10 protein-coding genes and 1 riboswitch are annotated in these 12571 nt (G+C 61.4%); of the genes, 8 read left to right on the top strand and 2 right to left on the bottom strand.

Features of this window, described 5'->3' with window-relative positions; translation table 11 throughout:
• Positions 1-528: 528 nt before the first annotated feature.
• The 4 genes from leuA to leuD are packed head-to-tail and all read left to right on the top strand — an operon-like array spanning position 529 to position 5211.
• Positions 529-2103: a 2-isopropylmalate synthase gene (gene leuA / locus BHU62_RS06410; RefSeq protein ID WP_073529744.1), complete on the top strand. Its 1575-nt coding sequence runs from the start codon at positions 529-531 to the stop codon at positions 2101-2103.
• Positions 2104-2105: 2 nt separating this feature from the next.
• A complete protein-coding gene (gene leuB / locus BHU62_RS06405) occupies positions 2106-3197 on the top strand; it encodes a 3-isopropylmalate dehydrogenase (RefSeq protein WP_073529743.1) in 1092 nt (363 codons plus the stop codon).
• Between the two features lies 1 nt (position 3198).
• The gene (gene leuC / locus BHU62_RS06400; RefSeq protein WP_073529742.1) at positions 3199-4599 is read left to right on the top strand and encodes a 3-isopropylmalate dehydratase large subunit; all 1401 of its coding nucleotides are present in this window, start codon (positions 3199-3201) and stop codon (positions 4597-4599) included.
• A 9-nt stretch (positions 4600-4608) separates the two neighbouring features.
• A complete protein-coding gene (gene leuD / locus BHU62_RS06395; protein ID WP_073529741.1) occupies positions 4609-5211 on the top strand; it encodes a 3-isopropylmalate dehydratase small subunit in 603 nt (200 codons plus the stop codon).
• 133 nt (positions 5212-5344) lie between these two features.
• Here the strand turns inward: leuD and BHU62_RS06390 are convergent, their stop codons facing one another.
• Together BHU62_RS06390 and sgrT are read right to left on the bottom strand one after the other, a co-directional pair.
• Positions 5345-6817: a DASS family sodium-coupled anion symporter gene (locus BHU62_RS06390; RefSeq protein WP_073529740.1), complete on the bottom strand. Its 1473-nt coding sequence runs from the start codon at positions 6815-6817 to the stop codon at positions 5345-5347.
• 281 nt (positions 6818-7098) lie between these two features.
• Positions 7099-7272 carry a glucose uptake inhibitor SgrT gene (gene sgrT / locus BHU62_RS06385; protein ID WP_073529739.1) on the bottom strand — a complete coding sequence of 58 codons (174 nt, stop codon included), beginning with the start codon at positions 7270-7272 and terminating at the stop codon, positions 7099-7101.
• A 90-nt stretch (positions 7273-7362) separates the two neighbouring features.
• Here sgrT and sgrR point away from each other — a divergent pair, with 90 nt between their 5' ends.
• The 4 genes from sgrR (at position 7363) to thiQ (ending at position 12498) form a co-directional block, all read left to right on the top strand.
• Positions 7363-9024, top strand: a complete 1662-nt coding sequence (gene sgrR, locus BHU62_RS06380; protein WP_073529738.1) for an HTH-type transcriptional regulator SgrR — start codon at positions 7363-7365, stop codon at positions 9022-9024.
• 37 nt (positions 9025-9061) lie between these two features.
• Positions 9062-9180, top strand: a riboswitch (TPP riboswitch).
• Between the two features lie 57 nt (positions 9181-9237).
• On the top strand, positions 9238-10224 hold the full coding sequence (gene thiB / locus BHU62_RS06375; RefSeq protein WP_073529737.1) for a thiamine ABC transporter substrate binding subunit: 987 nt from the start codon (positions 9238-9240) through the stop codon (positions 10222-10224).
• A complete protein-coding gene (gene thiP, locus BHU62_RS06370; RefSeq protein ID WP_073529736.1) occupies positions 10200-11807 on the top strand; it encodes a thiamine/thiamine pyrophosphate ABC transporter permease ThiP in 1608 nt (535 codons plus the stop codon). The genes thiB and thiP overlap by 25 nt, the downstream gene beginning before the upstream one ends.
• Positions 11794-12498: a thiamine ABC transporter ATP-binding protein ThiQ gene (gene thiQ / locus BHU62_RS06365; RefSeq protein WP_073529735.1), complete on the top strand. Its 705-nt coding sequence runs from the start codon at positions 11794-11796 to the stop codon at positions 12496-12498. Before thiP ends, thiQ begins: the two co-directional genes overlap by 14 nt.
• Positions 12499-12571: the final 73 nt, after the last annotated feature.

The raw sequence follows: 12571 nt of genomic DNA, 5'->3' as shown, positions 1-12571 counted from the left end.
TGTTATATTATGACCAAAACAATAGATTAGACACATGTATTGCATTTAAACCATTTGTTTTGAAAATGTTATTTCACTCAAGATTCGTGGCTTCCCTCCCTTATTTTTCCATCACAAATTTTAACTCAACGAAATCCAGAAGCAATTAGCGCAGCCTATATTCGATTCGTTTATGCTAAGCAGCGCGCAAACCGGCCCCGTTTTTTCTCCAAGGCGCCGCTTTTCTACCGAACAATCCTCTGTTTGACCGATTAACCGATGCATTACCCCCGCATTCAATCAGGTGTTGACATCGCCAAACCAATCACGTATCAAATTAGGCAGACACCCAAATTTAAGAGAAGCTGAACCATTATGATCCGTACTCACCGTCTACTAGGCCTACTACTCAACGCATCTTGTTTGCGCGGTATGCCTGTGGGCGAGGTTCGGAGCTGACTCAGCCGATCACCCATAAAAAACCCGCGCTACTGCGCGGGTTTTTTTTTGCCCGCTTAGCGTGAAATCAACACGATAAGGAACGCCCCGATGAGCCAACAAGTCATTATTTTCGATACCACGCTGCGTGACGGTGAACAGGCGCTGCAGGCCAGCCTGAGCGTCAAAGAGAAAATGCAGATTGCGCTGGCGCTGGAAAGAATGGGCGTCGACGTGATGGAAGTCGGCTTCCCGGTCTCTTCGCCGGGCGACTTTGAGTCGGTGCAAACCATCGCTCGTCAGATCAAAAACAGTCGCGTCTGCGGCCTGGCCCGCTGCGTGGACAAAGACATCGACGTAGCCGCCGAAGCGCTGCGCGTCGCCGAAGCCTTCCGTATCCACGTGTTCTTGGCCACCTCAACCCTGCACATCGAATCGAAGCTGAAGCGCTCGTTCGACGAAGTGTTGGAGATGGCGGTACGCTCGGTCAAACGCGCCCGCAACTACACCGATGACGTCGAATTTTCCTGTGAAGATGCCGGCCGCACGCCGATCGACAATCTGTGCCGCGTGGTCGAAGCCGCTATCAACGCCGGCGCCACCACCATCAATATTCCGGACACCGTCGGCTACACCACGCCGAACCAGTTCGGCGGCATCATCACCACCCTGTATGACCGCGTGCCGAACATCGACAAAGCCATCATCTCCGTACACTGCCACGACGATTTGGGCATGGCGGTCGGCAACTCCATCGCCGCGGTGCAGGCCGGCGCTCGCCAGGTGGAAGGCACCCTGAACGGCATCGGCGAACGCGCCGGCAACTGTTCGTTGGAAGAGGTGATCATGGCGATTAAGGTGCGCCAGGACATCATGAACGTGCACACCAACATCAATCATCAGGAAATCTTCCGCACCAGCCAAATCGTCAGCCAGCTGTGCAACATGCCAATCCCGGCCAACAAGGCGATCGTCGGCTCCAACGCCTTCGCTCACTCCTCCGGCATTCACCAGGACGGCGTGCTGAAGAACCGCGAAAACTACGAAATCATGACCCCGCAGTCGATCGGCCTGAAGGACGTGCAGTTGAACCTGACCTCCCGCTCCGGCCGCGCGGCGGTGAAACACCGCATGGAAGAGATGGGCTACCAAGAGCAGGATTACAACCTGGATACCCTGTACGCCGCCTTCCTGAAGCTGGCCGACAAAAAGGGCCAGGTGTTCGACTACGATCTGGAGGCGCTGGCCTTCATCAACAAACAGCAGGAAGAGCCGGAGCACTTCAGCCTGGGCTACTTCAGCGTGCAGTCCGGCAGCAGCATCATGGCCACCGCCTCGGTGAAACTGATCTGCGGCGGCGAAGAGAAAGCCGAGGCCGCCACCGGCAACGGCCCGGTCGATGCGGTTTATCAGGCGATCAATCGCATCACCGACTACCCAATTGAACTGGTGAAGTACCAGTTGACCGCCAAAGGCCATGGCCGCGATGCACTGGGCCAGGTGGATATCGTGGTCTCTTACAACGGCCGCCGTTTCCACGGCGTGGGCCTGGCGACCGACATCGTCGAATCCTCCGCCAAGGCGATGGTGCACGTGTTGAACAACATTTGGCGCTCACAGCAGGTAGAAAAAGAAAAGCAGCGCCTGCAGCAAAACAAACATCAAAATAATCAGGAAACGGTGTGAACATGACGAAGACTTATCACATTGCCGTCTTGCCCGGAGACGGCATCGGCCCGGAAGTAATGGCTCAGGCGCGCAAAGTGTTGGACGCGGTGCGTCAACGCTTTGACATTCGCATCACCACCGCCGAGTACGACGTCGGCGGCATCGCCATCGATCGCCACGGCAGCCCGTTACCGGCGGCGACCGTCGCCGGCTGCGAGCAGGCCGACGCCATCCTGTTCGGTTCGGTAGGCGGCCCGAAATGGGAACACCTGCCGCCGGCCGAGCAGCCGGAACGCGGCGCGCTGCTGCCGCTGCGCAAGCACTTCAAACTGTTCAGCAACCTGCGTCCGGCGCGCCTGTATCAAGGGCTGGAGGCATTTTGCCCGCTGCGCGCCGACATCGCCGCCCGCGGCTTCGACATTCTGTGCGTGCGCGAACTGACCGGCGGTATCTACTTCGGCCAGCCGAAGGGCCGTGAAGGCCAGGGTATGCAGGAGCGCGCCTTCGATACCGAGGTGTATCACCGTTTCGAGATTGAACGCATCGCGCGCATCGCCTTCGAATCCGCCCGCAAGCGCCGCCACAAGGTGACGTCGATCGACAAGGCCAACGTGCTGCAAAGCTCCATCTTGTGGCGTGAAGTGGTCAATCAGGTCGCCAAGGATTACCCGGACGTGTCGCTGTCGCACATGTATATCGACAACGCCACCATGCAGCTGATCAAGGATCCGTCCCAGTTCGACGTGCTGCTGTGCTCCAACCTGTTCGGCGACATTCTGTCCGACGAGTGCGCGATGATCACCGGCTCGATGGGCATGCTGCCGTCCGCCAGCCTGAACGAGCAAGGCTTCGGCCTGTACGAACCGGCGGGCGGTTCCGCACCGGATATCGCAGGCAAAGGCATCGCCAACCCGATTGCGCAGATCCTGTCCGCCACCCTGTTGCTGCGTTACAGCCTGGGCGCCGATGAAGCGGCCGACGCCGTGGAGCGCGCCATCAACCAGGCGTTGGAACAGGGCTACCGCACCGCCGATCTGGCCGGTGACGGCAAAGCCATCAGCACCGATGACATGGGCGACATCATCGCTCGCTTTGTAGCCCAGGGGGCATAACATGGCTAAAACCTTATACCAGAAGCTGTACGACGCCCACGTGGTGCACGAAGCGCCGAACGAAACGCCGTTGCTGTATATCGACCGCCACCTGGTGCACGAAGTCACTTCGCCGCAGGCGTTCGACGGTCTGCGCGCCATGGGCCGCAAGGTGCGCCAGCCCGGCAAAACCTTCGCCACCATGGATCACAACGTGTCGACCCAGACCAAAGACATCAACGCCAGCGGCGAGATGGCGCGCATCCAGATGCAAGAGTTGATCAAGAACTGCGCGGAATTCGGCGTTTCGCTGTATGACCTGAATCACCCGTTCCAGGGCATCGTGCACGTGATCGGGCCTGAGCAAGGCATGACGCTGCCGGGCATGACCATCGTCTGCGGCGACTCGCACACCGCCACCCACGGCGCTTTCGGCTCGCTGGCGTTCGGCATCGGCACCTCCGAAGTGGAACACGTGCTGGCAACCCAGACCCTGAAGCAGGGCCGCGCCAAGACCATGAAGATTGAAGTCAGCGGCGACGCCGCCGAAGGCATCACCGCCAAAGACATCGTGCTGGCGGTGATCGGCAAAACCGGCAGCGCCGGTGGCACCGGCCACGTAGTGGAGTTCTGCGGCAAGGCGATCGAAGCGTTGAGCATGGAAGGCCGCATGACCCTGTGCAACATGGCGATCGAAATGGGTGCCAAAGCCGGGTTGGTGGCGCCGGACGACACCACTTTCGCCTACCTGAAGGGGCGCCAGTTCGCGCCGACCGGCGAAAACTGGGAGCAGGCGGTCGCCTATTGGCGCACGCTGAAGTCCGATGCCGACGCCCAATTCGACACCGTGGTGACGTTGCGCGCCGAAGAGATCGCGCCGCAGGTGACCTGGGGCACCAACCCCGGCCAAGTGATCGCCGTCAATCAGGCGATCCCGGCGCCGGAATCGTTCAGCGATCCGGTCGAGCGCGCCTCCGCGGAAAAAGCCTTGGCTTACATGGATTTGAAACCTGGCATCAAATTGACCGAAGTGCCGATCGATAAAGTGTTCATCGGTTCCTGCACCAACTCACGCATCGAAGATCTGCGCGCGGCGGCGGCGATCGCCAAGGGGCGCAAGGTCGCCAACGGCGTGCAGGCCATCGTGGTGCCGGGCTCCGGCCCGGTGAAGGCCCAGGCGGAAGCCGAAGGGCTGGACAAAATCTTTATCGAAGCCGGTTTCGAATGGCGTTTACCGGGTTGCTCGATGTGTCTGGCAATGAACAACGACCGCCTGAATCCGGGCGAGCGCTGCGCATCCACCAGCAACCGTAACTTCGAAGGGCGCCAGGGCCGCGGTGGGCGCACCCACCTGGTCAGCCCGGCGATGGCCGCCGCGGCCGCCGTCGCCGGGCACTTCGCCGACATCCGTGATATTCACTAAGGGGCTAACGTGGCTAAATTTACTCAACATACCGGCTTAGTGGTGCCTTTGGATGCGGCTAACGTCGACACCGACGCCATTATTCCCAAGCAGTTTTTACAGAAGGTCACCCGTACCGGTTTCGGCCAGCACCTGTTCAACGACTGGCGCTTTCTCGACGACGCCGGCCAACAGCCGAACCCGGAGTTCGTGCTGAACAAACCGCGCTATAAAGGCGCCAGCATCCTGTTGGCGAGAGAGAACTTCGGTTGCGGCTCCTCGCGCGAACACGCGCCCTGGGCGCTGACCGATTACGGGTTCAAAGTGGTGATCGCGCCGAGCTTCGCCGATATCTTCTACGGTAACTCGTTCAACAACCAGCTGTTGCCGGTGACGCTGAGCGAGCAGCAGGTGGATGCGCTGTTCAAGCTGGTGGACGCCAACGAGGGGACGGAGTTCGTGGTGGATCTGGAGAACCAGACGGTCAACGCCGGCGGCAAAAGCTATCCGTTCGAAATCGACAGCTTCCGCCGCCACTGCATGATCAACGGGCTGGACAGCATCGGCCTGACGCTGCAGCACGAAGCGGACATCTCCCGCTACGAAGCGCAACAGCCGGCGTTTTTGAACTGATCATCGGCGAATACCCTAAATAATTGGAACTGCGGCAAGGCGGCAAGTAAGTCAATCCCCTGGAGCTTAGTACACTAAGTGACAGGGGGCACTTACGCAGCCAACACGGCGGCAGTTTCAAGTATGACGGGTATCACCAGTAGCCCAGCAGCTTCCACCATGCCCCGCCGATCAGCATCCAGATCAACAGGTTAACCACACTCATCACCCATCCCGCTTTCCACCATTCCCCCAGCGTCACGTAGCCGGAGCCAAAGATGATCGGCGCGGTACCGGTGCCGTAATGCGTCAGCGACATCATCAGCGAGGAAGAGAACGCCAGGATCAGGCCCAGCAGCGCCGGTGGCGCGCCGAGCGCGATGCCGGCGGCGAAGAAGGCGGCGAACATCGCCGTCACGTGCGCGGTGGTGCTGGCGAAGAAGTAGTGAGAATACAAATAGATGAGGGTCAGCAAGATCGTGCCGCCCACCCAACTCATGCCCATATGGTCGATGCCGTTGCCCACGGTTTGCGACAGCCAGCCGATCAGCCCCAGCTTGCCGAGGAAGCTGGCCATCATCACCAGCGCCGAGAACCACACCACCGTATCCCAGGCGCCTTTATGCTTGAGCACGTCTTCCCAGCTCAGCACGCCGGTGGCCAGCAGCACCGCCAGGCCGATCAGCGCCGCGGTGGTAGGATTAACCGCCAGCGCCGGGCCGAAGATCATCGCCGGAATGCCGGCCCACAGCACCAGCAGCAGCGCGAACACCCCGAGGGTGATTTTCTCCGGCAGCGTCACCGGCCCCAGCGCCTGCAATTTTTCGCGCGCGAAGCGCGGCGCGTCTGGGGTACTTTTCACCTCCGGCGGGTACAACAAATAGATGACCAGCGGCATCACGACCAGCGAGCACAGCCCCGGCACCAGGGCGGCGACCGCCCACATCGACCAGGACAGCTCGAAATTGCCGTGGGTGCCTTTGGCGATCAGGCTGACGATCAACGGGTTAGGCGCGGTAGCGGTGATAAACATCGCCGAGGTGACCGGGTTGATGTTGTAGTTCACCAACGATAGATAGCGGCCGATTTTACCGGAGGTATTGAGTTCGGGTTTGGAGCCGAAGCTGTCTGCGATCGACTTCATGATCGGGTGAATGATGCCGCCGCCGCGCGCGGTGTTGCTCGGCGTCACCGGCGCCAGCGTGGTTTCTGCCAGCGTCAGCGCATAGGCGATACCCAGCGTTTTCTTGCCGAACAGCGAAATGAAGTAGTAGCCGATGCGCGCACCCAGCCCGGTTTTGTTCAGGCTGAGGGAGATCATGATCGAAAAGCCGATCAGCCAGATCAGCTGGTTGGAAAAGCCGCTGAGCGCGTCGTCCAGCGCCGCGCCCGGCTTGCCGGGGTTGGTAACGCCGGTCACCGCCACCAGGGCGATGGCGATCACCGAGACCGCGCCAATCGGCATCGCTTTGCCGATGATAGCGATGATGGTGCCGATAAACAGCGCCAGCAGCTGCCAGGCGTTGGGCGCAACGCCCTCCGGCACGGGGATGAGGAACCAGATAATCAGCGTAGCGGCGAGGGCGCACAGGGAAGGAAGCGGTTTGAGCGGTGTGAGTTTATCCATAACGTTCCCACTGTTCTAAATGAGGCGGCATCTCAATAGCGAGATGGGCGAGAACGCAGCGTTCGCGTTCCATATGCCTTCAGCTTGGGCGTCCGGTTTAGCCTTCTCAATGACTTGCATCAAGAATGCGGCCGTTTGATCTCACACTTCGCGCACAGAGCGCCGCCCGGCGGGCGGGAAAATGCAGGAGCATCGCCATGACTGCGCATAAAAAAACCAGTGGGTCGCCCCACTGGCTGGTGAAACAGCACCATTACTCAGAAACTTTTTTGCCGCCGCCCCTACAGATGCTCGCGATACTGCTTATCGGTCATCTCTTTGATATCCCACTGAATCAGGTGCGCCAGCATCGCCAGTCGCGCCTGTTCGGGCACCACGCTCAGCCAGTCGGCGTGCTGACGGCGCACCGCGCTGAAATAGCGCTGATAGAACTGTTTGGATAAGAAAGCTTTCATGATTACGCCCTCCCCTTTCATTGATGAAAATTATCGGCGTAATATAGGGAAAGAAAAATTGACGAGTTGAGGCGAGAGCGTTCCTCTTTTATGTCCACGACCAGATTGCAACAACAGTTCATCCGCCTGTGGCAACGTTGTCACGGTGAAACCACCGACACCACGTTGCAGGCGCTGGCGGAGGCGCTCAGCTGCTCGCGGCGCCACGTGCGCACCTTGCTGGGCGCCATGCAACAACAAGGCTGGCTGACCTGGCAGGCGGAGTCGGGGCGCGGCAAGCGTTCGCGGTTAACCTTCCACTACACTGGCCTGGCGCTGCAGCAACAGCGGGCCGAGGAGCTGCTGGAACAGGACCGCATCGATCAGCTGGTGCAGCTGGTGGGCGATAAAAACGTGGTGCGCCAGATGTTGCTGTCGCAGCTGGGGCGCAGCTTCCGCCAGGGGAAGCACATCCTGCGGGTGCTCTACTACCGGCAGCTGTACAACCTGCTGCCCGGCTCGGCGCTGCGGCGTTCGGAGACCCATTTGGCGCGCCAGATCTTCAACGGCCTGACGCGCATAAATGAGGAAAACGGGGAACTGGAGTCCGATCTGTCTCACCATTGGCAGGCGCTGACGCCGCTGCACTGGCGGTTTTACCTGCGCCCGGCGATCCATTTTCATCATGGCCGCGAGCTGGAGATGGCGGACGTCATCAGTTCCCTCTCGCGTCTGACCTCGCAACCGCTGTTCTCGCATATCGAAAGCGTCACCTCGCCGACGCCGTTCGTGATCGACGTGCATCTGCACAGCCCCGACCACTGGCTGCCTTGGCTACTGGGTAGCGTGCACGCCATGATCCTGCCACGCGAATGGCGCGAGCTGCCGGATTTCGCCCGCCACCCGGTCGGCACCGGCCCTTACCGCGTGGTGCGCAACCACCCCAGCCAGATGAAAATCCACGCCTTCGACGACTATTTCGGCTACCGGGCGCTGATCGATGAGGTGAATATCTGGGTGCTACCGGAGTTCTCCGAAGAGCTGGTGCACTCCGGCGTGCAGCTGCAGCGCGATGAAACCGGCAAGAACGAGCTGGAAAGCCGGTTGGAAGAAGGCTGTTATTTCCTGCTGTTTGACCAGCGATCCCCGCTGACGGCCGATCCCGCCATCCGCAGCTGGCTGTGCGAGCTGATCAACCCTATCGCGCTGCTGAGCAACGCCGGGCCGGTCTACCAGCGCTATTGGTCGCCGGCGTACGGCCTGCTGCCGCGCTGGCACCACAACCGTGCGCTGGCGCAGCAACCCAAACCGGCGGGCCTGACCGAACTGACGATGACCTACTTCAACGAACATTCGGAGTTTCACGCCATCCGCCAGGCGATCGAGCCGCTGCTGGCGCAGCACGGCATCCAGCTGATCGTGCAAAGCGTGGATTACGCCACCTGGCACCAGGGCGACGCCCGCAGCGATTTGTGGCTCGGCAGCGCCAACTTCTATCTGCCGCTGGAGTTTTCCCTATTCGCCACGCTGTACGAACTGCCGCTGATGCAGCACTGCATGAACGAGGACCTGGCGCAGGACGCGGCGCTGTGGCGCGCCAACCGCTTGCCGCTGGCGGAGTTCTGCCAGCGCTTGGTCAGCAATCACCAGCTGCATCCGCTGTTCCACCATTGGCTGCAGCTGCACGGCCAGCGCAGCATGCGCGGCGTGCGGATGAACACTCTCGGCTGGTTCGACTTCAAGTCCGCCTGGTTTGCGCCGCCGGAGGCATAAGCGCCTTTCGTCAAGGTCGGTTAATCTTTACAATAGCGCCGTCTCAACGGGGTGCGGAAATTCGGGCCGCGTGAAAAGCCCGATTTTCCGCTGAGAGCACACCCGTCGAACCTGATCCGGTCAATACCGGCGGAGGGATTTGAGCCCAGCGAACCGGTTGCACCGCCTCGCCCCCTCAGATGCCCTTGCCCCCTTATTTTTCAGGAGTGCAACGTGGTCAAAAAATATCTGCCCTGCTTATTGCTGCTGTGCGCCGCCCCGGCATTCGCCAAGCCGACGCTGACGGTTTACACCTACGATTCCTTCGCCGCCGACTGGGGCCCCGGTCCGGCGGTGAAAAAAGCCTTCGAAGCCGAGTGCGACTGTGAACTGAAGTTCGTCGCGCTGGAAGACGGCGTCTCGCTACTGAACCGCCTGCGCATGGAAGGCAAAAACAGTGCCGCCGACGTGGTGCTGGGGTTGGACAACAACCTGTTGCAGGCGGCGCAGCAAACCGGCCTGTTCGCGCCGAGCGGCGTAGACACCGCCAAACTGACGGTGCCGGGCGGCTGGCAGGATACGACCTTCGTGCCTTACGACTACGGTTACTTCGCCTTCGTCTATAACAAAGACAAACTGAAGAACCCGCCGAAAAGCCTGCAGGAACTGGTCAGCAGCGATCAAAACTGGAAGGTGATCTACGAAGATCCGCGCACCAGCACGCCGGGCCTCGGCCTGCTGCTGTGGATGCAAAAAGTGTACGGCGACAAGGCGCCGGCCGCCTGGCAGCAGCTGGCGAAGAAAACCGTCACCGTCACCAAAGGCTGGAGCGAAGCCTACGGCCTGTTCCTGAAGGGGGAAGGCGATCTGGTGCTCAGCTACACCACCTCCCCCGCCTATCACCTGATCGAAGAGAAAAAAGATCGCTACGCCGCCGCCACGTTCAGCGAAGGCCATTACCTGCAGGTGGAAGTGGCGGGCAAGCTGAAGGCCGCCAAACAGCCTGAGCTGGCGGAACGTTTCATGCAGTTCATGGTGACGCCGGCGTTCCAGAACGCCATCCCGACCGGCAACTGGATGTATCCGGTGATCAATACCCCGCTGCCCGTCGGCTTTGAGCAGATGACCGTGCCGCAGACCGCGCTGCAATACAGCGCCGAAGAGGTGGCTAAACAACGCGGCGGCTGGATCCGGGCATGGCAAACCGCCGTCAGCCGCTAATCCCCCGCTGGCTCTGGCCGGGGCTGCTGGCCGCCGGCGTGATCCTGCTGGTCGCCGTGCTGGCGATGGGCTCGCTGTGGCGTCACGCGCCGGACAGCGACTGGCGCAGCCTGTGGCAGGACAGCTACCTGTGGCACGTGGTGCGCTTCACCTTCCTGCAGGCGTTGCTGTCGGCACTGATTTCGGTGCTGCCCGCCATCCTGCTGGCGCGCGCGCTCTATCGCCGCCGTTTCCCCGGCCGACAACTGCTGTTGCGCCTCTGCGCCATGACGTTGGTGCTGCCGGTGCTGGTGGCGGTGTTCGGCCTGCTCAGCGTCTATGGGCGACAGGGTTGGCTGGCGACGCTGTGCGGCTGGCTGGGCGTGGAGTATGGCTTCTCGCCTTACGGCCTGCAGGGCATTCTGCTGGCGCACCTGTTCTTTAACCTGCCGCTGGCTACCCGCCTGTTGTTGCAGGCGCTGGAGAATATTCCGGTGGAACAGCGCCAGCTGGCCGCCCAGCTGGGCATGAATGGCTGGCAGCAGTTCCGCTTCGTCGAATGGCCGGCGCTGCGCCGCCAGATCTTGCCGAGCGGCGCGTTGATCTTCATGCTGTGCTTCGCCAGCTTCGCCACCGTGCTGTCGCTGGGCGGCGGGCCGCAGGCCACCACCATCGAACTGGCGATCTATCAGGCGCTGAGTTACGACTACGATCTGGGCCGCGCCGCCATGCTGGCGCTGATCCAGTTAAGCTGTTGTCTGGGGCTGGTGTTGATCAGCCAGCGCCTTAGCCAGGCGTTGCCGGTGGGGCATACCCATGCCCCGCGTTGGCGCAATCCGGAAGACAGCCTGTGGCGGCGCCTCGGCGATTTTCTGCTGATCGCCGCCGCGCTGCTGCTGTTGCTGCCGCCTCTGCTGGCGGTGATCGCCGACGGCGCCAATCAGGCCGTCGTCAGCGTGCTGCGCCAACCGGTGCTGTGGCAGGCGCTGTTCACGTCGCTGCGCATCGCCCTCGGCGCCGGGCTACTGTGCGTAGCGCTCACGATGATGCTGCTGTGGAGCAGCCGCGAGCTGAAGCTGCGGCAACGCCTGCGCGGCGGCCAGGCGTTGGAACTGAGCGGCATGGTGATCCTGGCGATGCCGGGCATCGTGCTGGCAACCGGCTTCTTCTTACTGCTGAGCGATACGACCGGGCTGCCGCAGTCGCCCTATGCGCTGGTGATCCTCACCAATGCACTGATGGCGGTGCCCTACGCGCTGAAGGTGTTGGAGAACCCGATGCGCGACCTCGCCGAACGTTACAACCCGCTGTGCCTGTCGCTGGATATCCACGGCTGGCAACGGCTGCGGCTGATCGAACTGCGCGCGCTGCGCCGCCCGCTGGCGCAGGCGTTGGCTTTCGCCTGCGTGCTGTCGATCGGCGATTTCGGCGTGGTCGCCTTGTTCGGCAACGAGCATTTCCGTACCCTGCCTTTTTACCTGTATCAGCAGATTGGTGCCTACCGCAGCAACGACGGGGCGGTGACCGCGCTGCTGTTGCTGCTATTGTGTTTCCTGCTGTTTACCCTGATCGAACGCTTACCGGGCCGCCATGCTGACGCTTGAAAAACTGACCTATCTGTATGAACACCTGCCGATGCGCTTTGATCTGCGCATCCAGCCGGGCGAGCGCGTCGCGGTGCTCGGCCCCAGCGGTGCCGGCAAAAGCACCCTGCTGAGCCTGATAGCCGGTTTCCTGCCGGCGGCCAGCGGCCGGCTGCTGCTGAACGGCGAAGACCACACCGCCACGCCGCCGGCCAAACGGCCGGTGTCGATGCTGTTTCAGGAAAACAACCTGTTCGCGCACCTGACGGTGGCGCAGAACATCGGGTTGGGGTTGGATCCCGGCCTGCGTTTAACCGCGCAGCAGCGCCGGCAGTTGGCGCAGATCGCGGATCAGGTCGGGCTGGAAGCGCACCTGGAGCGCCTGCCGTCGCAGCTTTCCGGCGGCCAGCGTCAGCGCGCTGCACTGGCGCGCTGTTTGATTCGCCAACGGCCGATCCTGCTGCTCGACGAGCCCTTCTCGGCGCTCGATCCGGCGCTGCGCAATGAGATGCTGCAGCTGCTGCAGACGGTGTGCGAACAGCGCAACCTGACGCTGCTGATGGTGTCGCACAACCTCGACGACGCCGCACGCATCGCGCCGCGCACGCTGCTGGTGGTCGACGGCCGCATCTACTACGACGGCCCGACGCAGGCTCTGCTGGACGGCAGCGCGCCCGAAGCGCGCGTACTGGGCATTTCGGGCAAAGCGTGATCTAACGCGCGTTTTTTATGCTGCACCAATAAACCTGTTGTGCGAATTTTGCGCCTGTGTTTTTATAAAAACC

The sequence above is a fragment of the Serratia marcescens genome (genome assembly GCF_001902635.1).
Taxonomy (GTDB): domain Bacteria; phylum Pseudomonadota; class Gammaproteobacteria; order Enterobacterales; family Enterobacteriaceae; genus Serratia; species Serratia marcescens_F.
This window is presented reverse-complemented; position numbering and strand designations above follow the sequence as displayed.

Coding starts and splice junctions, on each gene's coding strand:
- leuA (WP_073529744.1), top strand. CDS start 529: ATGAGCCAACAAGTCATTATTTTCGATACCACGCTGCGTGACGGTGAA.
- leuB (WP_073529743.1), top strand. CDS start 2,106: ATGACGAAGACTTATCACATTGCCGTCTTGCCCGGAGACGGCATCGGC.
- leuC (WP_073529742.1), top strand. CDS start 3,199: ATGGCTAAAACCTTATACCAGAAGCTGTACGACGCCCACGTGGTGCAC.
- BHU62_RS06390 (WP_073529740.1), bottom strand. CDS start 6,817: ATGGATAAACTCACACCGCTCAAACCGCTTCCTTCCCTGTGCGCCCTC.
- sgrT (WP_073529739.1), bottom strand. CDS start 7,272: ATGAAAGCTTTCTTATCCAAACAGTTCTATCAGCGCTATTTCAGCGCG.
- sgrR (WP_073529738.1), top strand. CDS start 7,363: ATGTCCACGACCAGATTGCAACAACAGTTCATCCGCCTGTGGCAACGT.
- thiP (WP_073529736.1), top strand. CDS start 10,200: ATGGCAAACCGCCGTCAGCCGCTAATCCCCCGCTGGCTCTGGCCGGGG.
- thiQ (WP_073529735.1), top strand. CDS start 11,794: ATGCTGACGCTTGAAAAACTGACCTATCTGTATGAACACCTGCCGATG.